This is a genomic window from Paraburkholderia sacchari (assembly GCF_000785435.2).
GTDB classification, from domain to species: Bacteria; Pseudomonadota; Gammaproteobacteria; order Burkholderiales; family Burkholderiaceae; genus Paraburkholderia; species Paraburkholderia sacchari.
On the sequence record NZ_JTDB02000005.1, the window covers coordinates 291687 to 316077 of the forward strand.

At 63.9% G+C, this 24391-nt stretch carries 22 protein-coding genes; 14 read left to right on the top strand and 8 right to left on the bottom strand.

Annotation, left to right across the window (positions count from 1 at the left end; genetic code table 11):
- Window positions 1-59: 59 nt before the first annotated feature.
- The gene (locus tag NH14_RS19790; RefSeq protein ID WP_035524694.1) at window positions 60-947 is read right to left on the bottom strand and encodes a pirin family protein; all 888 of its coding nucleotides are present in this window, start codon (window positions 945-947) and stop codon (window positions 60-62) included.
- Window positions 948-1319: 372 nt separating this feature from the next.
- On the opposite strand from NH14_RS19790, the gene pyk reads away from it, so the two are divergent.
- Window positions 1320-2738 carry a pyruvate kinase gene (gene pyk / locus NH14_RS19795; RefSeq protein WP_035524696.1) on the top strand — a complete coding sequence of 473 codons (1419 nt, stop codon included), beginning with the start codon at window positions 1320-1322 and terminating at the stop codon, window positions 2736-2738.
- A 265-nt stretch (window positions 2739-3003) separates the two neighbouring features.
- Here pyk and NH14_RS19800 read toward each other — a convergent pair whose 3' ends face one another.
- The 5 genes from NH14_RS19800 to NH14_RS19820 form a co-directional block, all read right to left on the bottom strand.
- Window positions 3004-3348 (bottom strand): cupin domain-containing protein, encoded by a 345-nt coding sequence (locus NH14_RS19800; RefSeq protein WP_035524698.1) that lies wholly within the window; start codon window positions 3346-3348, stop codon window positions 3004-3006.
- Window positions 3345-4337, bottom strand: a complete 993-nt coding sequence (locus NH14_RS19805; protein ID WP_035524701.1) for a M14 family metallopeptidase — start codon at window positions 4335-4337, stop codon at window positions 3345-3347. The genes NH14_RS19800 and NH14_RS19805 overlap by 4 nt, the downstream gene beginning before the upstream one ends.
- Before the next feature lie 2 nt (window positions 4338-4339).
- The gene (locus NH14_RS19810) at window positions 4340-5818 is read right to left on the bottom strand and encodes an NAD-dependent succinate-semialdehyde dehydrogenase (protein WP_035524702.1); all 1479 of its coding nucleotides are present in this window, start codon (window positions 5816-5818) and stop codon (window positions 4340-4342) included.
- Between the two features lie 71 nt (window positions 5819-5889).
- The gene (locus NH14_RS19815) at window positions 5890-6450 is read right to left on the bottom strand and encodes an NAD(P)-dependent oxidoreductase (RefSeq protein WP_035524704.1); all 561 of its coding nucleotides are present in this window, start codon (window positions 6448-6450) and stop codon (window positions 5890-5892) included.
- A 6-nt stretch (window positions 6451-6456) separates the two neighbouring features.
- The gene (locus NH14_RS19820; protein WP_035524707.1) at window positions 6457-7344 is read right to left on the bottom strand and encodes a GNAT family N-acetyltransferase; all 888 of its coding nucleotides are present in this window, start codon (window positions 7342-7344) and stop codon (window positions 6457-6459) included.
- 293 nt (window positions 7345-7637) lie between these two features.
- Here NH14_RS19820 and NH14_RS19825 point away from each other — a divergent pair, with 293 nt between their 5' ends.
- The 11 genes from NH14_RS19825 to NH14_RS19875 all read left to right on the top strand — a co-directional run bounded on the left by NH14_RS19825 (window position 7638) and on the right by NH14_RS19875 (window position 18066).
- Complete coding sequence (locus NH14_RS19825; protein WP_035524709.1) at window positions 7638-8249, top strand: helix-turn-helix domain-containing protein; 612 nt, start codon at window positions 7638-7640, stop codon at window positions 8247-8249.
- 423 nt (window positions 8250-8672) lie between these two features.
- Complete coding sequence (locus NH14_RS19830) at window positions 8673-10166, top strand: aldehyde dehydrogenase family protein (protein WP_035524712.1); 1494 nt, start codon at window positions 8673-8675, stop codon at window positions 10164-10166.
- Between the two features lie 227 nt (window positions 10167-10393).
- Complete coding sequence (locus NH14_RS19835) at window positions 10394-11062, top strand: haloacid dehalogenase type II (protein WP_035525051.1); 669 nt, start codon at window positions 10394-10396, stop codon at window positions 11060-11062.
- Window positions 11063-11111: 49 nt separating this feature from the next.
- Complete coding sequence (locus NH14_RS19840; protein ID WP_035524715.1) at window positions 11112-12389, top strand: NAD(P)/FAD-dependent oxidoreductase; 1278 nt, start codon at window positions 11112-11114, stop codon at window positions 12387-12389.
- Between the two features lie 74 nt (window positions 12390-12463).
- Complete coding sequence (locus NH14_RS19845) at window positions 12464-13234, top strand: ABC transporter substrate-binding protein (protein ID WP_035524718.1); 771 nt, start codon at window positions 12464-12466, stop codon at window positions 13232-13234.
- A gap of 137 nt (window positions 13235-13371) precedes the next feature.
- Entirely contained in the window at window positions 13372-14031 is a 660-nt protein-coding gene (locus NH14_RS19850) for an amino acid ABC transporter permease (protein WP_035524721.1), read from the top strand.
- 7 nt (window positions 14032-14038) lie between these two features.
- On the top strand, window positions 14039-14815 hold the full coding sequence (locus NH14_RS19855) for an amino acid ABC transporter ATP-binding protein (RefSeq protein WP_035524724.1): 777 nt from the start codon (window positions 14039-14041) through the stop codon (window positions 14813-14815).
- Entirely contained in the window at window positions 14812-15123 is a 312-nt protein-coding gene (locus NH14_RS19860; protein WP_035524727.1) for a (2Fe-2S)-binding protein, read from the top strand. The genes NH14_RS19855 and NH14_RS19860 overlap by 4 nt, the downstream gene beginning before the upstream one ends.
- Window positions 15102-16478 carry an FAD/NAD(P)-dependent oxidoreductase gene (locus tag NH14_RS19865; protein WP_035524731.1) on the top strand — a complete coding sequence of 459 codons (1377 nt, stop codon included), beginning with the start codon at window positions 15102-15104 and terminating at the stop codon, window positions 16476-16478. The genes NH14_RS19860 and NH14_RS19865 overlap by 22 nt, the downstream gene beginning before the upstream one ends.
- Window positions 16475-17656 (top strand): NAD(P)/FAD-dependent oxidoreductase, encoded by a 1182-nt coding sequence (locus NH14_RS19870; RefSeq protein ID WP_035524733.1) that lies wholly within the window; start codon window positions 16475-16477, stop codon window positions 17654-17656. Before NH14_RS19865 ends, NH14_RS19870 begins: the two co-directional genes overlap by 4 nt.
- 29 nt (window positions 17657-17685) lie before the next feature.
- Window positions 17686-18066 (top strand): helix-turn-helix domain-containing protein, encoded by a 381-nt coding sequence (locus NH14_RS19875; RefSeq protein WP_035525054.1) that lies wholly within the window; start codon window positions 17686-17688, stop codon window positions 18064-18066.
- On the opposite strand, the gene NH14_RS19880 is transcribed toward NH14_RS19875, so the two are convergent.
- Together NH14_RS19880 and NH14_RS19885 are read right to left on the bottom strand one after the other, a co-directional pair.
- The gene (locus NH14_RS19880) at window positions 18055-18567 is read right to left on the bottom strand and encodes an Lrp/AsnC family transcriptional regulator (protein ID WP_035525056.1); all 513 of its coding nucleotides are present in this window, start codon (window positions 18565-18567) and stop codon (window positions 18055-18057) included. The genes NH14_RS19875 and NH14_RS19880 overlap by 12 nt on opposite strands.
- Window positions 18568-18699: 132 nt before the next feature.
- Complete coding sequence (locus NH14_RS19885; protein WP_035524735.1) at window positions 18700-20079, bottom strand: aspartate aminotransferase family protein; 1380 nt, start codon at window positions 20077-20079, stop codon at window positions 18700-18702.
- A 417-nt stretch (window positions 20080-20496) separates the two neighbouring features.
- Between NH14_RS19885 and NH14_RS19890 the strand changes: the two genes are divergently transcribed.
- Complete coding sequence (locus NH14_RS19890) at window positions 20497-22461, top strand: potassium transporter Kup (RefSeq protein WP_084225276.1); 1965 nt, start codon at window positions 20497-20499, stop codon at window positions 22459-22461.
- 119 nt (window positions 22462-22580) lie between these two features.
- Window positions 22581-24365, top strand: coding sequence for a glycoside hydrolase family 15 protein (locus NH14_RS19895; RefSeq protein WP_035524739.1), 1785 nt, complete (start codon window positions 22581-22583; stop codon window positions 24363-24365).
- The last annotated feature ends 26 nt before the right edge of the window (window positions 24366-24391 follow it).

Consider the following 24391-nt stretch of genomic DNA (forward strand, 5'->3'; position numbering starts at 1 on the left):
GATCGATATGGCGTGCGCGGCGGCTTGCCGAAGCAACCCGCCGCGTGGCCATTACGTTTTTATCGCGCGCCCGCCGCCGCTTCTCTCGCGATCTGGCCAAAACGGCCGCTATTGAAGTCCTGCACCGCCTCGCGGATTTCGTCGGCCGTGTTCATCACGAACGGGCCATATGCCACCACGGGCTCGTCGATCGGCTCGCCGCCGAGCAGCAGGATCGTCGCGTCGCTGGACGCGTCGATTTGCACCCCGGTGCCCGCGCGCTCGAACAGCACCATCTCGCCGTCGCCCACGTGCTCGCTGCCGTTCACCACGATGCGCCCGCGCGACACGATCAGCGCAAGCGAGCGCCCGGCGGGGTAGTCGAGGCGCGTGCCTTGGCCGGCCTTCACGCGCATGTCCCACACATCCATGGGCGTGAACGTGAGCGCCGGACCCGCATGGCCCGCGTACTCGCCCGCAATCACGCGCACCGTGCCGGCGTTTCCGGGCAATTCAACAGTTGGAATCGCGCTCGCGAGCAGCGTTTGATAGCGCGGGGGCGTCATCTTGTCCTTCGCGGGCAGGTTGACCCAAAGCTGCACCATTTCCAGCGTGCCGCCCGACTTCGCGAAATCGCCCGAATGAAACTCCTCGTGAAGAATGCCTGCGCCCGCGGTCATCCACTGCACGTCGCCGGGGCCGATCTTGCCGCCGCCACCCGACGAGTCGCGATGTTCGAGTTCGCCCTCATACACGATCGTCACGGTTTCGAAGCCGCGATGCGGATGCTGGCCGACGCCGCGCCGGTGCGTGGTCGGATCGAATCGGGCGGGGCCCGCGTAGTCGAGCATCAGGAACGGGCTCAGCTGGCGGCCCACCGTGCGGTCCGAAAACAGCGAGCGCACCGGGAATCCGTCGCCGACCCAATGCTGGGTAGGGTTGCTGTACTTGCCGATGATCTTCTTCATGATGCGAATCCTTATCTTCCGGCCGCAACGGCCTCGTTGACATGCATGGAAGATAGGACCGGAGCGGGGTTTCCGGTAGGGGGCGCCGGCAGGCCACTGTGTCTCATGAATGAAACAATCAAACGAACGTTCGAGTCTCGTTTTTTGCCGACCGGTATATCAGCCTGGTTATGCAGATGTTTAGTTTGGCAATTTATATGGCCGGGGATCATAGGAGATTGCGCGCGCGCCTGGAATGCCTTTCGCGGGAAATCAGTATTGCGCGTGAGGGATAACCTCATTGGGCATTGATCCATAAGCTATTGGCAGTTCATGAGATTCGCGCGCCCCTCATTGGTGGGGGCGGCGCGCCACGCAGTCCGCGGAGAGGAAATGAAGCGAAACCGTAATGCAAAGATTATCGCCACACTCGGGCCGGCCAGTTCGGACCCGAAGGTTATCCGTTCGCTTTTCGAGGCCGGCGTCGATGTCTTCCGACTGAATTTCAGCCACGGCACGCACGACGATCATGCCCAGCGTCATGCGGAAATCCGCCGCCTTGAACAGGAATATGGTCGTCCGGTCGGCATTCTGCTCGATCTCCAGGGACCGAAGCTGCGTCTCGGCACGTTCGAGACGGGTTTTGCGGAACTCGCCGTGGGCGCGCGTTTCCGTCTCGACCTCGATACGACGCCGGGCAACCAGGTGCGCGCGCCGCTGCCGCATCCCGAGATTTTCAAGGCTGTGAAGCCGGGCTCGGAACTGCTGCTCGACGACGGCAAGGTCCGTCTGCGCGTGGAAGCGTCAGGTGACGATTTCGCCGAGACCGTCGTGCTGGTGGGCGGGCGCATTTCCGACCGCAAGGGCGTGAACGTGCCGAGCTCGCATCTGCCGATCTCGCCGCTCACGAAGAAGGATCGCGCCGACCTCGCATTCGGCCTGGAACTCGGCATCGACTGGGTGGCGCTCTCGTTCGTGCAGTGCGTGGAAGATATCGATGAAGCGCGCGAACTGATTGGCGAGCGCGCATGGATCATGGCGAAGCTCGAAAAGCCGCTGGCGATCGATCACCTCGAAGGTATCGTCCAGCGCTGCGACGGCGTGATGGTGGCGCGCGGGGACCTCGGCGTCGAGCTGCCGGCCGAGCAGATTCCGGAGCTGCAGCGCCGCATCATTCGTGAAGCGCGCCGCGTTGGCCGCGTGGTGGTGGTGGCAACGCAGATGCTCGAATCGATGACGAATTCGCCGGTGCCCACGCGCGCCGAAACCTCGGACGTCGCTGGCGCGATTTACGAAGGCGCTGACGCGGTGATGCTGTCGGCCGAATCGGCGAGCGGAAAATTCCCGCTCGAAGCGGTCAGCACGATGAATCGCATCATCGAGCGCGTGGAAGGCGATCCCGCCTACCGCGAGCAAATCGACGCTTCGCACACGCGCGCTGAAGCGACTGTCGCCGACTCGATTTGCTGCGCGCTGCGCAAGGCCGTGCAACTGATCGAACCGGTTGTCACCGTCACTTATACGAGCTCGGGCTTCACGAGCCTGCGGGCGGCTCGCGAGCGCGCGCCGTCGCGCATCGTCGCGCTGACGCCTTCCGAGCAGGTTGCGCGCCGTCTGGCGCTGACCTGGGGCGTGCACGCCGTGCCGCGCGTGGAAGCGTCCAACGTGGACGAGATGATCGGTCTCGCATGCCGCGCGGCGGTGACCGAGGGCTTCGGCCGCGAAGGCGACCTCGTGGCGATTGCAGCCGGCCTGCCGTTCGGCGAGTCGGGCACGACGAACCTGCTCCAGATCGCGAAGATTTCGGGCTGAGCGCGTCGAACCAGTTAGCCTGCGCCAGTGGCGCAGGTTTGCAGCGCCCCTCACAGCAGTGGCAGCGTCAGCCGGATGTGCTCGGCAAACGCTGCGACGAGATGTGAGGGGCGTTTGCGTTCGAACTTCAGGGGCTGGATTAGGCATGCGACCTGGGTGTTGCGATTACTGACAGCAGGATCGCCCTGATCCTCTACAACTCATTGCGCGTGGCCGGACCGGCGAGCCACGAACAAAGCGACGATTTCGCAAACATTTCGCAACATCAGAAAATCACATAGATTTTGCGCAGCGTTTCATCGATCTGCCAGAGACCTTCGGTGTTGGCTTCGAAGAACATCGTGTCGCCGCCCTTGAAACGGATCGTCTCTTCGCCATCGGGCGTGAAGCTGCCCGAGCCGGCCAGAAAATGCATGACTTCCGCCTCCTTCACAGAGCGGCGATAGGTGCCCGGCGAGCATTCGAACACACCGGTATCGACGGCTTCGGCCCCCGGAATGACAATCTGGCGGCCGGCGACGCGGGCAGGCTCCGTGCCGGGCAAGCCGGCCGTGCCCCAATCTTCAAGCCCCGCGAGTTGAACGGATTGCTGGATCTGCTGCACTTTCATCGCATGTATTCCTGTTGACGTGAGGTGTGATCGAGGCGTTGTTCGATGCGGCCCAGCCGGACCACGGTCACGCCGGGCCGCAACTGACGCAGTGACGGCATGACGAGCATGCAGTCGTCGTAGGGTGTGCGCACTGGCTCGCCATTCGACCAGCCGATCACCGTGCCTGCCTTGTCGAAGGTTTCGAGGCCTGTGTAAGCGCCAGCGAAACGAAAATCCATGCTGCTCGCGACGACCGGTTCCGTCACGCGCACCACCGTCATCTGCGCGGGCAAGGGCGCGAGCCAACCGGCGGGCAAATCGCTCGCGTCGACTACGCCCGCATGCAGCAGAAAGCGCGCGGTGCTGTCGCGCGCGACGTCCACGGCGCGCTTTTCCCAGTGCTGGCCGCATTCGATCAGAAGCGCGTTCTTTGCGCTGAACGGATCGCCGAAGCCTTCGTAATCGCGCATGCGTCGGCCTTCGGGATGGCCTTCGTCGCAGATCACCGTGGCGGGCACGCCGAGTTGCGCGGATAGCTCGATGCCTTTGTCGAGCGGCCCGGCGACAATCAACGGCGCGCTCTTTTCATGCATCGAATGCAGATCGAGCAGCAGATCGACGCTATCGATCACGGGGCGCATCGCACGCGCGCGATCGAGTTCGGTGGAGCGCTTCGACGTATCGTCGAGCATGGCGGCCGTCCAGACACGGTTGAAATCCTGGTCGACGAAACGCGCCTTGTCGGGCTGCGCGGCGTCGAAGCGCGCATAGGCGTCGACGTTCGCGAAACCCAGCGTGAGGCGGCCACGTCGCGGATTAAGTCGTGTGCGCAACAATTCATCGACGACAATTGCGCCGCATACTTCATTGCCATGGGTGAGCGCGTTGACCATCACATGCGGACCCGCCACGCCCGAATCGAACGTGTGCACATAGGCCACGCCGCTATTGCCTTCGGCATGGGTGGAAATATCGGGGAAGGCTACTTCAATCGGATAGGCATCCATACTCATGCAAGACCTCCCTGGCAGAGGTATTTGATCGACAGGTAATCGTCGAGGCCGTATTTCGAGCCTTCGCGGCCGTAGCCCGATTCCTTGACGCCGCCAAACGGCGCGGCTTCGGACGCGAGCGCACCTTCGTTGATGCCGACGATGCCCGCTTCCAGCGCATTGCTCACACGCTCGATACGTCGCAGATCCTGGCTGTAGAAATAGGCAGCCAGACCGAAGGGCGTATCGTTGGCGGCGGCGATCGCTTCGTCTTCGCGATCGAACGCGAACAGCGGCGCAACCGGGCCGAAGGTCTCTTCGCCGCAGAGCGCCATTTCGTGAGATGCGTGGCCGAGCACGGTCGGTGCGTAATAGTGCGGACCTAATGCAGTGAGACGTTTGCCGCCCACCAGCACGGTTGCGCCATGCTCGAGCGCATCGTCCACGTGGCGCGCGATCTTGTCGACGGCGCGTGCGTTGATCATCGGCCCGATCTGCGAAGCAGGATCGCTTGCAGGCCCGACCCGCAGTTCGGCCACGCGTGCGCACAAGCGCGTGGCGAAGGCTTCGTAGATGCCACGCTGCACATAGACGCGATTCGGGCACACGCAGGTCTGTCCGCCGTTGCGGAACTTCGCGGCGAGCAAGCCTTCGACGGCCGCGTCGAGATCGGCGTCGTCGAACACGATGAATGGCGCATTGCCGCCGAGTTCGAGCGAGAGCTTCTTGAGCGTGCCCGCCGATTCGCGCGCGAGATGCTTGCCTACCGGCGTCGATCCCGTGAAGGTGATCTTGCGCACGCGCGAATCGGCCAGCCATGCATCGGCGGTGGGCGGCGTCGCTTCGCGCGAGGCCGTCACGACATTGAGCACGCCGGGCGGCACGCCCGCGTCGTGCGCGAGCTGCACGAGGGCAAGGGCGGTGAGCGGCGTGTCCTCGGCTGGCTTGGCGACGACCGTGCATCCCGCCGCGAGGGCGGGCGCGATCTTGCGCGCGATCATTGCCAGTGGGAAATTCCACGGCGTGATCGCGGCGACGACACCCACGGGCTCCTTCACGGCGCTCATGCGCTTGCCGCGCTGCTGGGTGGGAATCACGTCGCCATGGATTCGGGCGGCTTCGTCGGCGAACCACGCGACGTAGGAAGCACCATAGGCGACTTCGCCGCGCGCTTCGGCCAACGGCTTGCCCTGTTCGAGCGAAATGAGCGCGCCCAGCGCCGCTTCGTTCGCGACGATGGCGGCGTGCCAGCGACGCAGGATCGCAGCACGCTCCTTCGGCAGCGTCGCGCGCCAAGCGGAGAAGGCATTCGAGGCGGCGTCGGCGGCCGCGCGCGCATCGGCCGCGCCGCTCTGCGCGACCTCGGCGAGGGTGTGGCCCGTGGCGGGATCGGTGACGGCGAAGCGCTCGCCGTTTTGCGCGGCGACCCATTGGCCGCCGATGAAATTGTCCGTGCGAATCAACGCGCGGGCAGAGGCTTCGAGGTCGAAACTCATGCGGCGTGCTTCCGTGTGAATGTTTGCGGGATCTGTCGTGTAAAGCGGGTTGAAGATGATGGTTAGGATGACTAGTAACCTGGCTGGCGATTGATCAGTCCGATCATCGGCTTGCCCGCGCGATGGCGGCGCAGATTGTCGATCAGGCTGTCGACGGCGGTGTCGGGGCGTGTCGCGCTGGCAATGTGCGGCGTGATGCGCACACGTGGTTGCGTCCACAACGGATGTTCGGGCGGCAAGGGCTCGGGATCCGTCACGTCCAGCACGGCGCCGTGAAGCTGGCCGCGCGCGAGCGCGTAATCGAACAGGTCGCGGTGAATCGCGAGCACGGCTTCGCTCACGTACTCGACCATGCCTTCGACGATGTCCGGCTCGATCATGCCCACGACAGGCAGATGCGCTGGCATGTTCGCGAGATCGAGTTGATCGACGCCCGCGCCGGCCGAGAACACGGCTTCGAGATTGGGCAGCGTGCGCACGAGATCGCCCGGATTCCATGCGACCAGATAGCGGATCGCATGCGGGTCGCCGATGTCGGGCCATACGCGAAACGGCACGTCCGGCGCGCGCTGTGCGAACAGCGCCGCCCATTGCGCGCCGCGCACCGGATCGGCCTTGTAGAGCACGGTCATGGAGCGTCAGGCCATCGCCTGATTGATGATGCCGTAGGCTCGCCAGGCCGCGTCGGGCTCGCCGCTGTGCTGGGCGGCGCTTGCGTTGCGCACCATCTTGACGACCGAGTCCACGGGTATGAGGCCGACGGTCGGCAGCCATGATTCAATGCCCGCGCCGCCCGGCACGTCGATGCGCACGAAGTCGCCCACATGTTGCGCGAGCCAGTGCGAAACGAGCGCTTTCGCTCGCACGTGCCCGTCGGAAGGCGCGGCAACCACCGGGCCGATCGAATAACCACGGCCAAACCGGCGCGCGAGTGCGAAGCCCGTGATCTCGCCGTCGCGCTCCAGCACCACGCCGCCTTGTGCGACTTCGAGCAGGGCGGGCAGCGTCGCGCTGCGATCGAGACCGCAGCCGCGCGAAGCGAGATCGATCAGCGTGGGTAGATCGGCGGGAGTGACGGCGCGCAGTGTTTCGCCTCGCGGCAGCACGACGGCGGGCGCGGCTTCGACCGTGCCCTGGTGCTGCGTGAGGCCGCTGGAAGCCGCGAATCCGAGCTTTTCATAGAGCGGTTGGCCAGCGGGCGTCGCGTGCAGGAAGGTGACGCGATCGCCAAGCTCGTCGAGCACGAGTTCCATCAGCTTGCGGCCGATGCCGCGCCCTTGCTGATCGGGCGAAACGATCACCATGCCGAGCGTCGCGCGGTCCGCGCCGAACTTCCAGCACAGCGCCGTGCCGATCACGGTGTGGTTTTCCTCGGCTACGAAACCGGCGCCCGCCTCGACTGCGAAGCGCCAGTCTTCCGGGCGATGCGGCCAGCGCACCGCGACGGAGAGGCCATGTGCGGCGTCGATGTCATCGGCGGTGAAACGACGATAGCGAGGATCGGACTTGACGGCGGATTCGGACACAGCGGACTCCTGTAAAACGGCATATGGACGGCAGGTTCGGATTCGACTGTCGCATGAGCTGCACGGGCTTCATAGGACGATCTTCCTGTCTTGCGCCCGCCAGAACGGCAAGCGCGCGGCTTTCATATTGTTCATCGCATTTCGACAAGTTTCAATATAATGATTGCGCATCGTGCGCGCATCCGCTGCTGCGCACGTGACGCGCCGCACTGTCGTCATGCACCGGAATTGTGCGCTGGCGACGGGGCTCGAACCGTTTTCGCGCGTCCGGCACCGTATTCAACAGGAATCTCATGCGAACCCAGTCCAGCAAGAAAGTTGCCGTGCTGCCGAGCCGTGCCGATGTCGGCGCTCGACTGCGCGCGCTGCGCAACGCGCGCGGCTTGTCCGTCAATGAACTCGCGTTGCGCGCGGGCGTATCGGTCGGCACCGTGAGCCAGGTCGAGCGCAACAAGGCCAATCCGTCCGTGCGCATTCTCGAGCGCCTGCGTCAGGCGCTCGACGTGCCTTTGAGTGCGCTGCTGGAAGATGACGATGCGCCGTCCGACCCGCTGACCGGCGATTTCGTGCGCCGCGCAACTGAGCGCCCGCTGTTCGAAGTGGGGAAGAATGGCATGCGGAAGGAACTGCTGTCGCCGCACGGCGAACACGATCTGCAGATGATGGTGATCATGCTGCCGGCGGGCTCGGGGTCTGAAGAAGTGCTGGTAGGTGTGGGCGAAAAGTGCGGCCTCGTCATGGAAGGCACGGTGATCCTGAATGTGGGCGATCAGCGTGCGGAATTGCGGGAGGGCGACAGCTTCCAGTTCAAGAGCACGGTGCCGCATAGCGTAAAGAATGAAAGCAGCAAGACGGCGCGGCTGCTGTGGATCATGAATACGCGTCCGCCTGTCATCCATCTTTAGGCCTTTAGGCGGCGCCTGGATTGAACTTTCATCGGCGCCGCGTCAGTTTTCTTCTCGCCCAATTTCCTCGCTGTTTTCCCGTAGTTTCCTTGCCGTTTCCTTCCGCTGCAAAGCGTTCGCGCCCTCAGCACGACCGCGCCGCGCGCATGAACGCGCGCCGCTTGTTTTTCCACTCCTTTTGCGTCATGCGGGTTCGCCCTGGCTCGATTCTCGCGTAAGCACTACGCATGAAAAGCGCTTCGTGGATTTTATTTTTGACCACTAGTCAGGCGTCGTGCATTCACTATAATGAACTTCATCGCGTGGTTGTTCATTCTGCCTCCGAGGCAGCGAGCCACCACATGCTGAAGCGGCAACGCAGCGCCCAACCTGCATCACGAGCGCTACCGCACCGACGTAATCGGGTTTTCGAACAGGCCGAGCATGACTACTCCGTCTCTGGATTTCGATCCATCCACCATCACGCTGCCGCAAGGCCATTTCATCGGCGGTGCGTACTATCAAACCGATGAAGCGCCGATCGCAGTGCATCGTCCATCGGATGGTCGTCTGCTCGGTTACGTGCCCGATGGCTCGGCGCAGACGGTCGATTACGCAGTGTCCAACGCTTTGCAGGCATGGAAAACGAGTGGCTGGGGTACGCGCTCGCCGCGCGAACGCGCCCGTGTGCTCACGCGCTGGGCGCAACTGATCGACGAACACGTTGTCGCGCTGGCGCAGCTCGAAGCGGTCAGCTCCACGCGTCCCGTTGCTGAGGCTTATGCCTCGGATGTGCCGTTCACCGCCGAAGCGATCCGCTTTTTCGCCGAACTTGCCGACAAGCTGGGCGGCGATATCGCGGCGACGCGTCAAGGCAGTCTCGGCTTCGTCGCCTCTGAGCCGTATGGTGTGATCGGCGCGATTACGCCGTGGAATTTCCCGCTCTCGATGTGTTCATGGAAATGCGGTCCTGCGCTTGCGGCTGGCAATGCCGTTGTGTTGAAGGCGTCGGAGATGACGCCGTTTTCCACGCTGCGTCTTGCCGAACTCGCGATCGAGGCCGGCATGCCGCCCGGCATTTTCAATGTTGTGAACGGACGCGGCGCGACCACGGGTTCGGCCATCACGCGTCACCCCGATATTTCGAAGGTGAGTTTCACTGGATCGACCCGCACGGGCGCGGCGATCATGAGCGAAGCAGCGTTTCACGGCACCAAGCCGGTCACGCTGGAACTGGGCGGCAAGAGCCCGCAACTCGTGTTCGCCCAAGTGCCCGATCTCGCGCATACGGCGCGTTGCGTGGCACGCGGCTTTACCGCAAACGGCGGCCAGGCTTGCGTGGCAGGCACGCGACTGATCGTCCACAAGCAGATCGCCGGGCCGCTGATCGAGGCGGTGCAACGCGAACTCAAGGACATTGCGCCCGGCGCGATGTGGTCGAGCGCAACGCGCTATTCGCCGATCATCAGCGGCGCGCAGGCAAAGCGCATTGAAATGCTGATCGAGGAAAGCCGCGCGCAGGGCGCGGAAGTGCTGTGCGGCGGCGGCTTTTTCGAAGCAACGGAAGGCGGCTGGTTCCATCGCCCGACGCTGCTCGGCAACGTGACCGAAGACACGGCCGCGGTGCGCGAGGAATTGTTTGGGCCGGTGCTCACGGTGCAGACCTTCGAGGACGAGGAGGAGGGTATCGCGCTCGCCGCGCACCCAACTTACGGTCTTGCGGCGGGCGTGCATACCAGCGATATCGGCCAGGCGATGCGCGCGATGCGCCGCATCGCGGCGGGCACGGTCTGGATCAATCGCTATGGCCGCAGCGGCGACATGATCATCCCGACCGGCGGCTTCAAGCAATCGGGCATCGGCAAGGATCTCGGGCGCCAGGCGCTCGAGGCCAGCATGCGCCACAAGAGCGTGCTAATCGACTTCGACACCGCCTGAGCTTCGTTTCACTTCGCCGTATCGGCGCACGAATCGCGCAGAGTTCATTCGGATGAACACGGATTGCGCGCAGCGCTTTAAGGCAAACATCGCAGGAAACTTTACCGAAACTACGGGCCGCGCCGATTTCGTCGGCATGACTGAATAGTTGCCGCTCATGCGCAGCTCGCCGTTCTCACTTGAATAGAGCCTGAATACAGGTTCGCCACGACGACAGGATGCAGACCATGATCGATTTCGAGCCGAAGTACATCACCTTCGACTGCTACGGCACGCTGACGAATTTCCAGATGGGCGAGACCGCGCGCCAGCTTTATGGCGACAAGCTCGATCCCGTGAAGATGAATGAGTTTGTGGAGTTCTTCCGCGGCTATCGTCTCGACGAAATTCTCGGCGCATGGAAGCCGTATCGCGACGTGGTGGTGAATTCGATCCGCCGCACTTGCGAGCGCACGGGCGTGCCGTTCGAGGAAGCCACCGCGCTGAAGATCTACGACGCGGTGCCCACGTGGGGCCCGCATGCGGACGTGCCCGAAGGTCTTTCGCGTCTAGCCAGCAAATACAAGCTGGTGATTCTCTCGAATGCCGCCGACGAACAGATCGACAGCAACGTGGCGAAGCTCGGCGCGCCGTTCCACAAGGTCTACACGGCGCAGCAGGCGCAGGCCTACAAGCCGCTGCGCAAGGCTTTCGAATACATGTTCGATCAGCTCGACTGCAATCCGGAGGACGTGCTGCATGTGTCGTCGAGCTTCCGCTACGACCTCATGACGGCCTACGACATGGGCATCAAACACAAGGCCTTCGTGAACCGCGGTCACGAGCCGCTCACGCCGTACTACCAGGTCAACGAAGTGAAGAGCCTGCCGCATCTCGCGGAACAGCTCGGCCTTTAAGCACAGCGTCCCGCTCGCATCCACCGTCGGTCATCAGGAACGCAACACGATGAAGCTCGATTCGTACTGGCTCGATACCGCGCCGCGCTTTACGAAGCCCGCCCAGGGGCCGCTTGGCGGCCGCGTGGACGTGGCCGTGGTGGGCGGTGGTTTTACCGGGCTCTCGGCGGCGCTGGCGCTCGCAAAACGCGGCATGTCGGTGACCGTGCTGGAGGCGGAGCGCATCGCGGGGCAGGCTTCGGGCCGTAACGGCGGCCATTGCAACACGGGCGTCGCGCAGGACTATGCGGCGCTGTCCGCGAAGCTCGGCAGGGAACGCGCCTCGCTGTTCTATCGCGCCTATGCCGAAGCCGTGAAATCGGTGGCGCAGATCGTCGAAGAAGAGCAGATCGCCTGCGATCTGCGTAAGAGCGGCAAGATCAAGCTCGCTGCGAAGCCGCATCATTACGAGTCGCTCGCGAGGACGTTCGAAGCGCTGAAGCGCGATGTCGATGAGGATGTCGAACTGATTTCGCGGGACCGTATTCGCGACGAAATCGCATCCGATGGCTTTTATGGCGGCCTGGTGCAGCGCAACGGCATGCAGTTGCACATGGGCAAGTTCGGCGTGGGGCTGGCGGAAGCGGCTGCGCGTTACGGTGCGCGGATCTTCGAGGAAACCGCCGTGACGGGCCTGAAGCCGCTGGGCGGCCATGCCTACGAGGTGCAGAGCGCGCGTGGCACGCTGCGCGCGGATCGCGTGCTGCTGGCTACGGGCGCTTCGCAGACCGGGCCGCTGCAATGGTTCCGCCGCCGCATCGCGCCGGTGGGCAGTTTCATCGTGGTGACGGAGCCGCTTGGCAAGGACCGGCTCGACTCGCTGCTGCCCACGCGCCGCTCGTATGTGACGACGCGCCAGATCGGCAATTACTTCCGGCCGACGCATGACGATCGTTTGCTGTTCGGCGGACGCGCGCGTTTTGCAATGTCGAATCCGCGTTCGGACGCAAAGAGCGGCCGCATCCTGCGCGACGGCATGCTCCAGTATTTCCCGCAGCTCGCCGACGTGCGCCTCGATTACTGCTGGGGCGGTCTCGTCGATATGACGGCCGACCGCCTGCCGCGCGCGGGCGAGCACGAAGGTTTGTTCTATTCGATGGGCTACAGCGGCCACGGTGTGCAGATGTCGGTGCACATGGGCCGCGTGATGGCCGATGTGATGTTCGGCGCCGCCTCGCGCAACCCGTGGCGAACGCTTGAATGGCCTGCGATTCCCGGACATTTCGGGCGCGCTTGGTTTCTGCCGCTCGTCGGCGCGTATTACCGGTTGCAGGATGTGCTTCATTGAGCCGATGCCATGCGCCGCAGCAGTCGCGGCGCACGCGCAAAAACAGTCCAGACAGTCCCCAAGGAACCCAGACCATGTCGCGTAACAAATTTCCCTTCGCTTCCGCCGCCGTTGCCGCTGCCGCTTTCTCGCTGCTGTGCGGTGCGGCCCACGCCGATACCGCCACCGTGACCGCGGGTTCGCCGCCGTCGAGCGCACCGACCACCTTCCTCGACGTCAAGACGCAAAAGATCGAAGGCATCATGCCCGACGTCGTGCGCGAAATCGGCAAGCGCGAGGGCTTCGACGTCTCGTATCAGGCCGTGCCGTTTTCGGCGCTGATCCCGGCCGTGGTTTCGGGCAAGATCGACATCATCGTCGCGGGCATGACGCCCACGCCCAAGCGCGCCGAAGTGGTGGACTTCTCGCAGCCGGTCACGGCATTCGGCGAAGGCATTATCGTGAAGGAGTCGAACAAGGCCAACTACAAGTCGGTGCAGGACATGAAGGGCATGTCAGTGGGCGCGCCCACGGGCACCGATTACGGTGACCAGCTCGTCAAGCTCGGCATTTTCAAGGAAGTGAAGATGTACGACAGCCCCGCCGACATGACGCGCGACGTCGCGATCGGCCGCATCGTCGCGGGATTCAACGACTATCCGATTCTCAAGGCCCAGGAAGCGGCGGGCGCGATGGCCGGCACACGCGTGGACGACGACTACGTGCCGATGGAGAAGTTCGATATTGCAGTGGGCGTGAAGAAGGGCAACACGGCGCTGCTCGCCAAGGTGAACGATGCGCTCACGAAGATGAAGGCCGACGGCACGCTCGACAAGATCCTGAAGAAGTGGCACCTCGCGGGCTGATTCGAGACTGAACGACCGGACGCGGCACGGCAGACACCTCCCCACTGCCGCCGCGGTCCGGGCCAGCCGCGCCTTTGCGGCGCGGCGTATGACCAGCGGGCGCTCTCGCGTTCGCGAACGAAAGCATAAGGCACACCATGCGTTGGCACGACATAGTCGATTTTGTACCGATCCTGCTGCAAGGCGCCGTGATGAGCATCGTCATTACGATTGGCTGCCTGCTGCTGAGCACGGCCCTGGGGCTCGTGTGGGCGCTGCTCAAGATGTCGCGCTATCCGACAGTGGTGACGGTGGTCAGCGCGATGATCAACGTCGTGCGTGGCCTGCCGATGATCGTCCTGCTGTTCTATATCTACTTCGTCTTGCCGGATTTCCATCTCGAGGTCTCTGCCTTGCAGGCGAGTATCATCGGCTTGAGCTTCGGCTATTCGACTTATGTGGCGGAAATCATCCGCTCGGGCATCGAGGCCGTCGATCCGGGCCAGTATGAGGCGGCGCAATCGATCGGCATGAGCCGCGTGAAAACGATGGTGCGCGTGATCCTGCCGCAGGCGATCAAGGTTGCGCTGCCGCCGTACAGCAATACGCTAGTGATGATGCTCAAGGACTCCTCGCTCGCCTCGACCATCACGGTCGCGGAAATGACGCGGCAAGGCCAGTTGATTGCGGCATCCACGTTCCAGAACATCACCGTCTACACGCTCGTGGCGATCGGCTATCTGCTGATGAGCCTGCCGCTTATGAGCATGGCGCAGCATCTCGAGCGCCGTTTCGGCAAGCACAAGGCGAAGAAGTGAGGTTGCGATGATCGAAATTACCGATGTTCACAAGGCCTTCGGCGCGACGCCCGTGCTCAACGGCATCTCGCTCAAGATCGAGCAGGGCGAGGTGGTGTGCCTGATCGGCGCGTCCGGGTCCGGCAAATCGACGCTGCTGCGTTGTATCAACGCGCTCGAATCCTACGATGCGGGCGAGATCAAGCTGCTCGACCAGCGTGTCGAACAGCGCTCGCGCCATATCAATCATCTGCGCACGCAGGTGGGCATGGTGTTCCAGCGCTTCAATCTGTTCCCGCATCGCACGGCGCTCGAAAACGTGATGGAAGGGCCAGTGCATGTCAAGAAGGAACCGCTGCACGTGGCCAAGCGCGACGCCGAGGAACTGCTCAACAAGGTCGGGCTCGGGCACAAGCTCCATTACTATCCGCATCAGCTTTCGGGCGGGCAGCAGCAGCGTGTGGCGATTGCGCGTTCGCTTGCGATGAAACCCAAGGCGATTCTTTTCGATGAACCGACTTCGGCGCTCGATCCGGAACTCGTCGGCGAGGTGCTCAATGTGATGCGCACGCTGGCGAAGGAAGGCATGACGATGCTGGTCGTCACGCACGAAATGGGTTTTGCGCGCGAAGTCGCCGACCGGGTGTGCTTCCTGCACGGCGGCCACATCATCGAACAAGGCAGTGCGCGGCAGGTGTTGTGCGCGCCGCGCGAGGCACGCACGCGTGAATTCCTGCGCCATGTGCTGGGCAATCGCGGCGAAGTGCAGAGCGCGCCGGAAGGCGCAGCGGGAGAGGCCGCATGAAGGGACGATTCGTGCGGCTCGGCGAAACCGGGCGCTCCAAGGTGGCGATTGTGATCGACGGTCGGGCGGTCGAGGCGCTCGAAGGCGACACGCTGCTCACGGCGATGCTGTGCAGCGTGCGCCACGTGCGCCAGTCGGAATTCGGCGAGGAGAAGCGCGCCGGCTATTGCCTCATGGGCGCGTGCCAGGACTGCTGGGTCTCGACCGAGGAGGGCGAACGGCTGCGCGCGTGCACGACCGTCGTCGAGCCCGGCATGCACATCCTCACCACTCAACCGGAGGCGCAATGGGCGGACCTCGTGTTGTGATCGTCGGCGCGGGTCCGGCGGGTGTGCGCTGTGCGCAGACGCTGCTGGCCGCGGGTATCCGCCCTACGCTGATCGACGAAGGCCGTCGCGACGGTGGCCAGATCTATCGACGTCAGCCGGAAGGCTTCACGCGCCCCTATGCGAAGCTCTACGGCACCGAGGCGGCGCGCGCGCAGGATCTGCACGAAACTTTCGCAGGTGTGCGGGTGCAGATCGACTATCGGCCGCAGACTCTGGCGTGGAATGTGTGGGACCGCAAGCTGCATATCGTGCGCGACGCTCACGCGAGCGCCCTCGATTACGATGCGCTGATCCTGTGTCCTGGCGCGACCGATCGCCTGATGCCGGTGAAGGGCTGGCAGTTCGCGGGCACCTATAGCCTGGGCGCGGCGCAGATCGCCCTGAAATCGCAGGCCTGTTCGATCGGACGGCGCGTGGTGTTCATGGGCACGGGGCCGCTGCTGTATCTTGTGGCAAGCCAATACGTGCAGGCGGGCGCGCAGGTTGCGGCCGTGCTCGATACGTCGGCGGCGAATGCGCGCATTCGCGCATTGCCGAAGCTGTTAGCGCGCTTCGACGTACTGCGCAAGGGTAGTGCGCTGGTTGCATCGCTCAAACGTGCGCGCGTCAAGATGCATAGCGGCATAGAGCCTGTCGAGATTGTTGGCAAGCCTGATGAAGGTGTGCAGGCCGTGCGCTTTCGCAATGCGAGCGGCGCGATCGAGCAGATCGAGTGCGACGCCATCGGCATGGGTTATCACCTGAAACCGGAAACGCAACTGGCCGATCTCGCGCGCTGTGCGTTCCACTTCGATGCGCAGACGCGTCAATGGCTGCCGAAGATCGACGAACTTGGGCGCAGCAGCGAACCCGGCGTCTATCTGGCAGGCGACGGCGTGCGTGTGCTGGGCGCGGATGGCGCGGAAAACGCCGGTCGCCTTGCCGCGTACGCCGCGCTGATCGATCTGGGCCACAAACCTCAGGCGGATGTGCTCGAGGCGCTCAAGAAGGCGCAGCGCCGCATGGACCGCTTTCGCGAAGGGCTCGCACAGGCCTTCGTGTGGCCCGCGGATCAAGCGGCGAAGTTGCCGGACGAAACGGTCGTGTGCCGCTGCGAAGGCATCACGGCAGGCGAATTGCGCCGGGTGATTCGCGACGAGGGCGCGCAGGAAGCGAACCGTGCGAAGGCGCTGAGCCGTGTCGGCATGGGGCGGTGCCAGGGGCGCTATTGCGGCCACGCCGGTGCGGAAATCATTGCGGCCGCCGCGTGCGTGCCGCTCGAGCAGGTGGGCCGTCTGCGCGGTCAAGCGCCGGTGAAGCCGCTGGCAATTGCGACTGTGGAGGATACGGAGTGAGACGCGCGCAAGCCGATGTATTGATCGTGGGTGGCGGCTTCATGGGCGCCGCCGCGGCGTTTTTCCTGCGTCGCCGCGGCAAATCGGTGGTATTGCTCGAACGCCAGTTGATCGGCCAGCAGGCGAGCGGCACGAATTTCGGCAACGTCCGCCGCCAGGGACGACTGCTGGGGCAATTGCCGCTGGCCAATCGTTCGCGTGAAATCTGGCTGCGCATGCGCGAACTGATTGGCCACGACGCCGAACTTCTGATGTCGGGGCATTTGCGCGTGTGTTATCGCTCCGAGCAGGCCGATATGTTCGAAACCTATGCGCGCGAAGCGAAGCAATACGATCTCGATCTGGAAATGCTGCACGGAGAGGCCTTGCGCAAGCGCTTTCCGTTTATCGGGCCCGAAGTGCTGGCCGGGTCGTATGCGCCGATCGACGGTCATGCGAATCCACGTCTGGCCGCCCCCGCATTCGGGCGTGCCGCTGCGAAACTCGGCGCACAGATATTCGAAAACACCGATATTGTCTCGGTCGAAAAAGAAGGTAATGAATTTCGCGCGACCAGCGCCGACGGTCGCACGTTTCACGCGCCGGTTTTGCTGATTACCGCGGGCGCATGGGGCAGCACATTGAGCGAGCAATTCGGCGAACCGGTGCCGATTGCCGTGCATGGCCCGCAAATGGCCGTTACCGAGCCGGTGCCGTACAGCATCGCGCCGGCGGTGGGCGTCTCGTCGCCGCAGATCGCAGAGGTGGTGTATTTCCGTCAGGTAGCGCGCGGCAATATCGTGATTGGCGGCTGCGCGCGCGGGCCCGCATTTCTCGACGCGCGTCGCGCGAAAGTGCTGCCGCAAAGCACGCTGCTGCAATTTCGCCAGGCGCAGCGCGTGGCGCCCGCGCTCAAGCGCCTCAATATCATTCGCGTCTGGAGCGGCGTGGAAGGCTATATGCCCGACGATCGGCCGATCATGGGTGCTAGCGGCACCACGAGCGGCCTGTTCTATGCGTTCGGTTTCTGCGGTCACGGCTTTCAGCTCGGGCCAGGCGTGGGCGACACGATGGCTGAATTGATCGACACGGGGGCGACTTCCACGCCAATCGACCTGTTCGATATTCGCCGGTTTGCGGCGTTTAAATCGTCCGAAGGCGGCCCTCAAGCTGCGCCGCAATCGGTTCCGACCACTTGATTCGTATGCACGCCACGCTACACGTTCCGATGCCTTCGGTCGCGCGGTGCACCGATGAAGCAACATCCACAGCGACGACGCACGCGGTGCAACGCGCGCTCGATTTCATCGACGCCTGCTTTGCCGAACCCATTACGCTGGCCGATCTCGCAGACGCGGCGGGCCTGAGCATTTCGCGTTTCGCGGCGCGCTTTAGCGGAGAGGTTGGCGTATCGCCGCGGCAATATGTGCGTATCGTGCGCGTGCGCCATGCCCAACGTCTGCTGCGTCGCGGCGTCTCGCCTTCGCTTGTGGCAGCAGAAGTGGGTTTCTTCGATCAAAGCCATTTGTGCCGTCATTTCAAGCGTGTGCTTGGGCGTACGCCGGTCGAATGGCTCAATGCAGGCGCACCGGCAGACTCAGACGCCTGAATCCGGTTTCGAACTGAACAGCGCTTCGAGCGGCCAGCGATCCTTCACGAATGGCGTGCGCATGATGACGTAGCTGAAATAGCGCTCGATGCCGATATCGCGTTCCAGCAGGCCTTCGATCACGCTCTGATAGTGATGCACGCTGCGCGTGACGAACTTAAGCAGATAATCGTAGCCGCCGCTCGCAAGATGACATTCGACGATTTCGTCGACAGGACGAATCGCGGCCTCGAATTTCGCAAAATCCTCGCGCCGATGATCGGCCAGCGTGACTTCGGTAAAGACGATCTGCACGTCGCCGAGTTTCTCGATCTGGATTTGCGCACCATAACCCGCAATATATCCGGCTTTTTCCAGTCTCTTCACGCGCGTGAGGCACGGACTGGGAGATAGTCCCACGGCTTCCGCCAACTCGACATTCGTCATGCGGCCTTTCTTTTGCAATTGCGAAAGGATGCGCAAGTCGATGCGGTCGAGTTTGCTGTCGCCGTGAAGCATCATGATCGGTTCGCTCATAAAAAAGCCGCAAGATCCGGGGCGAATCTCGCGGCGGGAGACAAACCGATGTTATCACGCACGCTATTTTGAAAGCGCGCGTGAATTGCGTAAAAACACCAGAATGGCTTGACGAATTTACGAGAGCGCCGCGCGCACTTCGCGATCTTCGAGCACGTCGTCCAGCGTGTGCTTCAAGCGCGTGAACAACTGCTCGAATTCCGCTTCGCCATAGCAGAGCGCAGGCGCGAAGCCGAGAATATTGTCGCCGAATGCACGGAACACCAGACGGTTGCGCCAGGCCGCCGCGGCTATACGCTCGGAGAGCTTGAGCGACGCGTCGAAGCGCGCACGCGTTGATTTGTTGGCCACGAGTTCGAGTGCGCCCAGCACGCCGCGATGACGCGAATCGCCGACGAGCGGATGATCGAGCAACGCATCGAGCCCGGCGGCAAAACGCGGCGCGAGCGCCTGCGCATTGGTGAGCAGGCCCCCTTCGTGATAAAGGCGCAAAACTTCGAGGCCGATCGCGGCGCTCACGGGATGCGCCGAATAGGTCTGGCCGTGACCGACGATGGCCGTATCGCCCTTGTCGCCCGCGATGCCTTGATAGACCGCGTCGGACATGAGCACCGCGCCCATCGGCGCGTAGCCGGAGGTGAGGCCCTTCGCGACCGTCATCAAATCCGGTTCCACGTCTTCGGCTTCGCAGGCGAACAGCGGGCCTGTGCGGCCAAAACCGGTAATGACCTCGTCGGCGACGAACAGGATATCGAGGCGGCGGCACGCATCGCGCATCGCCCTGAGCCAGCCGGGCGGCGGCACGATCACGCCGCCGGAACCTTGAATCGGCTCGCAGAAAAATGCGGCCACGTTGTCGGCGCCGAGTTGCGCGACCTTCGCTTCGAGCGCGCCGACCGACGCGGCGATGAGCGCCGCATCGTCGTCGCCGTCTTCGCGGCGGTACGCGTAAGGCGAGGGCAGATGATGCTGATTAGGCAGCGGCAGATCGAAGTTGCGATGAAACGCGGGCAAGGCGGTCAGGCCGGCGCCGACCGATGACGAGCCGTGGTAACCGCGTTCGAGCGCGATCATCTGTTTCTTCGCGGGACGTCCCGTGGCGTTGAAATAGTGCGTGATAAAGCGGATGGCAGAGTCGACGGCATCCGAGCCACCCAGCGTGAAATAGACATGCTGGAGCGACGAGGGCGTGAGTTCGACGAGCTTTTTCGCCAACTCGATCGCCGGTTCCGACGAAAAGTGGAAATACGTCGTTGCATACGGCAAACGCGTCATTTGGCGCGTGGCGGCTTCGACGATGCTTTGCTGGCCGTAGCCGACATTTACGCACCAGAGGCCGGAAAAGGCGTCGAGCAGTTCGTTGCCGTCGATATCGCGTAGATACGCGCCCTGGCCCGATTCGAGTACGGTCGCGCCGCGCGCTTCATGCGCGCGGTAATTGATCACAGGGTGAATCAGATGCTTGCGATCGGCTTCGATAAGCGGCGAATTTGACATGGCGAAACGTCTCTGTTGAGCGAAGTTGGCGATCGCTCGATATTAGCGGCAGAGCGGCCTGGACGTATGTGGAAATCGGCTCTGAAACAGCAGCTTTACACTATTTTCAAGGCCTGTTCGGCATGTTATGCCGGGTGCTATTTAGCGTATCGTGTTACGCAAACAATAAGTAAGACGTTCAGGATTGCCGCGATTGCGGGTGACGGCATCGGCCAGGAAGCCACGCCCGAGAGCGCGCTGAACGCGAGCGTGTCCTGCGCGTCGCCGCCGTGCCGGACGGCCAGTTCCACTTCTACCGGGACAATGTAGCGCGCCATTTTGGCGGCCCAGCTTGTAGCGAGCTGATCCCGGGCGCTCACGACCAGGCATCCGCCTTGCTCAATTGGGGCAATAAGCCCTGATTGGTGCCATGTAGCCATGCTCCGTGAACAATTCGGTTTTCACAGGCAAAAGCAACAACACAAGCAGCACGCAAGCGCGTCGGGCGGAGGCCCGCGGGAGCGCCACGGCGGCAGCAACGCACTCGTGCTCGGCGCGCTCGGGGTGGTGTTCGGCGACATCGGCACGAGCCCCATCTACGCGTTGCGCGAGGCCGCGCTTACGTCGCATTCGAGCGCCCCGTCCGTGATCATGGGGCTGCTCTCGATGATTCTCTGGGCCGTGATCATTGTCGTCGTGCTCAAGTACGCGTGCTTCGTCATGTGCGCCGACAACGAAGGCGAAGGCGGTATCGTCGCGCTTACCGCGCTGGTTCGCGCGGGCTTTTTGCGCACGGGACGCAGCGCGCCGCGCGTACTGCTGCTGGCGGGTCTCGCTGGAGCCGCGATGTTCTACGGCGATTCGATGATCACGCCGGCCATTTCGGTGCTCTCGGCGGTAGAGGGCCTGCACGAGATCAACCCCGCGTTCGGCTCGGCGGTCCTGCCGCTGTCCACCGGGATCCTCGTCGCGCTATTCCTGTTTCAGCGCAGCGGCAGCGCCGTTGTTGGCCGCACGTTCGGGCCGGTCATGGCGCTCTGGTTTCTTAGCCTCGCCGCCGTGGGCATATACCGGATCGTGCTTTATCCGCAGATCCTGACGGCCGCGTCTCCTGTGTGGGCCGCGCGGCTCGCGCTCGGTCACCCGGGTCTTGCGTTCGGCGTGCTGGCCGCCGTGATTCTCGCCTTGACGGGCGCCGAGGCGCTTTATGCGGATATCGGCCATTTCGGCAAGCGCGCGATCCGCGTCGCTTTTTTTGTGGTCGTACTGCCGGCGATACTGCTGGGCTATTTCGGCCAGGCGGCGACCATCCTCAGCGAGCCCAACAGCGCCAGCCAGCCGTTCTTCCACTCCGTGCCGCATTGGGCGTTGATTCCCGCCGTGGGTATTGCGATGCTCGCCACCGTGATTGCTTCGCAGGCCGTAATTTCTGGCGCATTCTCGATGACGAGCCAGGCGATTGAACTCGGCTTCCTGCCACGCATGCGCACGATCGAGACTTCGCACGCGCAGCGCGGCCAGGTCTATGTGCCGGCCGTGAATCTTGGCCTGTGCATTGCCGTGGTGTTCCTCGTGTTGTTCTTTCGCAGTTCCGGCAAGCTCACTTCAGCCTATGGTCTCGCAGTGGGGCTTACGATGCTTACCACCTCGCTGCAGATGCTGGCGGTCTGCCACAAGGTATGGGGCTGGTCGCGCTTCGCGACGGCGCTCGTCTGCGTGCCGCTCCTGCTCGTGGATCTTTTGCTGGTGGCGGCGAATCTGCCCAAGATGCCTTCCGGCGGCTGGTTTCCGGTGACGGCCGGCGCACTGCTGCTCGTCGTCATGACCACCTGGAACCGCGGCCGCGAACTGGCCGCAAGGCACGCATCGCAGGGAGCGTCGCTGGACGTGTTCCTGCGCACCGTGCGCACCGGCCGGCATGGGGAGTGCGTTCCGGCGCGCGTGCCGGGCACGGCGGTCTACCCCGGCAGTGTGCCGGGCAAGACGCCCGAGACGCTCGCGAGCAACGTGCGGCACAACCACGTCCTGCATCGGACGGTGATCGTGTTCGCGAACGTATCAGAGTCGGCTCCCCAGGCCAGCGACGCGACCCGTGTCGATGTGCGCGACCTTGGCGCCGGCTGCTACGAGATCGTCGCGCATCATGGTTTTGTCGAACGTCCCAACCTTCCGCGCTTGTTGGCGGAGCTGGGCGGCCAGCTCGGCGAGTGGCGCTTCGATCCCGCCGATACCACGTTCTTTCTGCCGCGCGACGAAGAGCTGCGGCCGCATGCGCGCCGCGATATCAGCGTCTGGCGCGAGCGCTTGTTCGCGTTCATGTCGTTTCACTCGGCGTCGAGCGCGGAGTACTACCAGTTGCAGGCCGGGCACGTGGTGGAGCTCGGCGTGCAGGTGGCGCTGTAAATCGAGCGCTGTAAATCGAGCGCTGTAAAGCGCGGCCGTAACACAAGGGACGAAGACGATATGGCTACGACAGAAAGAACCATTGATGCCAGTCCCGGACCGAGCGGGAAGCGCTGCCTATGAACCGCCGCATCGACGATTACGCGCTGCTAGCGGACGGCCGTGGCGCCGCGCTGACGAGCCGTGACGGCGCGATCGAGTGGCTCTGCTGGCCGCGCTTCGACAGCGAGCCGTGCTTCGCAGCCATGCTCGGCACAGCCGAAAACGGCCACTGGCGTATGGCGCCCGCCGAGCCGGCGCACAGCATCAGCCGCCGCTACGAAGCGGACACGCTCGTACTGCAAACCGATTTCGAGTGTCGCGGCGGCTGCGTGCGGCTGACCGATTTCATGGCGGTCCACCCCCAGGAGCCGTGCATCGTGCGCATGGTCGAAGGGCTGCATGGCAGCGTCGCCATGCGCTCGGTTCTGTATCCGCGTGCCGATGCGGACGCGCCGCCGCCCGTGATCGTATTCGAGCACGGCGCCGTGACGGTGCGCACGGCGAGCGGTGCAATGACGCTGCGCGCAGACGTGCCGCCCGCCGTGCACCGTCATGCGCTAGAGGCCTCGTTCGCGCTGCGCGAGGGCAAGCGTGCTGTGGTCACGCTGTGCCACGGCGAGCAGCCGGGCGTCGATACGGCTGCGGCTGCGCTTGCGCTGCAAGACACGCGCCGCCATTGGCGCCGCTGGATCGACGGCTTCGACGACAGCCGCACGCATTGGCCGCAGGCCGTGCGCCGCTCGCTGCTTACCTTGAAGGCGCTGATCTACCGCCCGAGCGGCGCGATGGTGGCCGCGCCCACGACCTCGCTGCCCGAGGCGCCGGGCGGCAGCCTGAACTGGGATTACCGCTACTGCTGGCTGCGCGACGCGAGTTTCGCGCTGGAGGCGCTCATAGAAGCGGGTTTTCACGACGAAGCGATGGCGTGGCGCGACTGGCTGCTGGACTCGCTCGGCGAAACTATGGACACGTTCCACATCGTGTATTGCGTCGATGGCGGGCACGTGCCGCGCGAGCGCAACGTATCTGCACTTACGGGATGGCGCGGCGCGCAGCCGGTGCGCATCGGCAATGCGGCGGCCACGCAGTATCAGCCCGACGTATTCGGCGAGGCGCTCGATTGCCTCTATCTCGCGCGCAAGGCGGGCATCCCGCCAGTGGAGGGGGAGGCGGCGCTCGAAGCGCGCATCGTCCGCTGGCTGCTCGATCATCGCAACCGGCCGGGCTCGGGCATCTGGGAATCGCGTAGCACGCCGTGCCACTTCACCATCTCGCGCGTGATGGCCTGGGTGGCGCTCGACCGCTTCATCTCGCACTGGCGCGATGCCGGACCCGGCCGCGGCGACGCCCTCATGCAACAGGCGATCGCACTGCGCCGTGCGCTGCACGACGAAGTCTGCACGCACGGCTGGCATGCCGGGCGCGGCGTCTTCGTGCGCGGCTATGCCGACACGGAACTCGACGCGAGCGTGCTGCTCATGCCGCTGGTGGGCTTCATGCGCGCCGACGACCCGCGCATGTGTACGACGCTCGATGCCATTCGCGCCGAACTGGACGACGGCGGACTGATCCGCCGCTGGAAACGCGGTGGTGAAGCGCCGAACGAAGGCGCGTTTCTCGCGTGCTCGTGCTGGATGGCCGACTGCCTGTACCTGCGCGGCGACAAAGACGCTGCGTGCCGGCAGTTCGAGCGCGTGCTCGCCGTGGCAAACGATGTGGGCCTGCTTGCCGAGGAATACGATGTCCAGGAGCGGCGCCTCGCGGGCAACTTTCCGCAGGCGCTCACGCATATGGCCGTGGTGAAGACCGCCTTGCTGCTGAGCGGCACGGCGAAGCGCCACCGCAGCGCGGCGGCGCATTGACGCGCGCGTGTTGCAGTATCCATGCG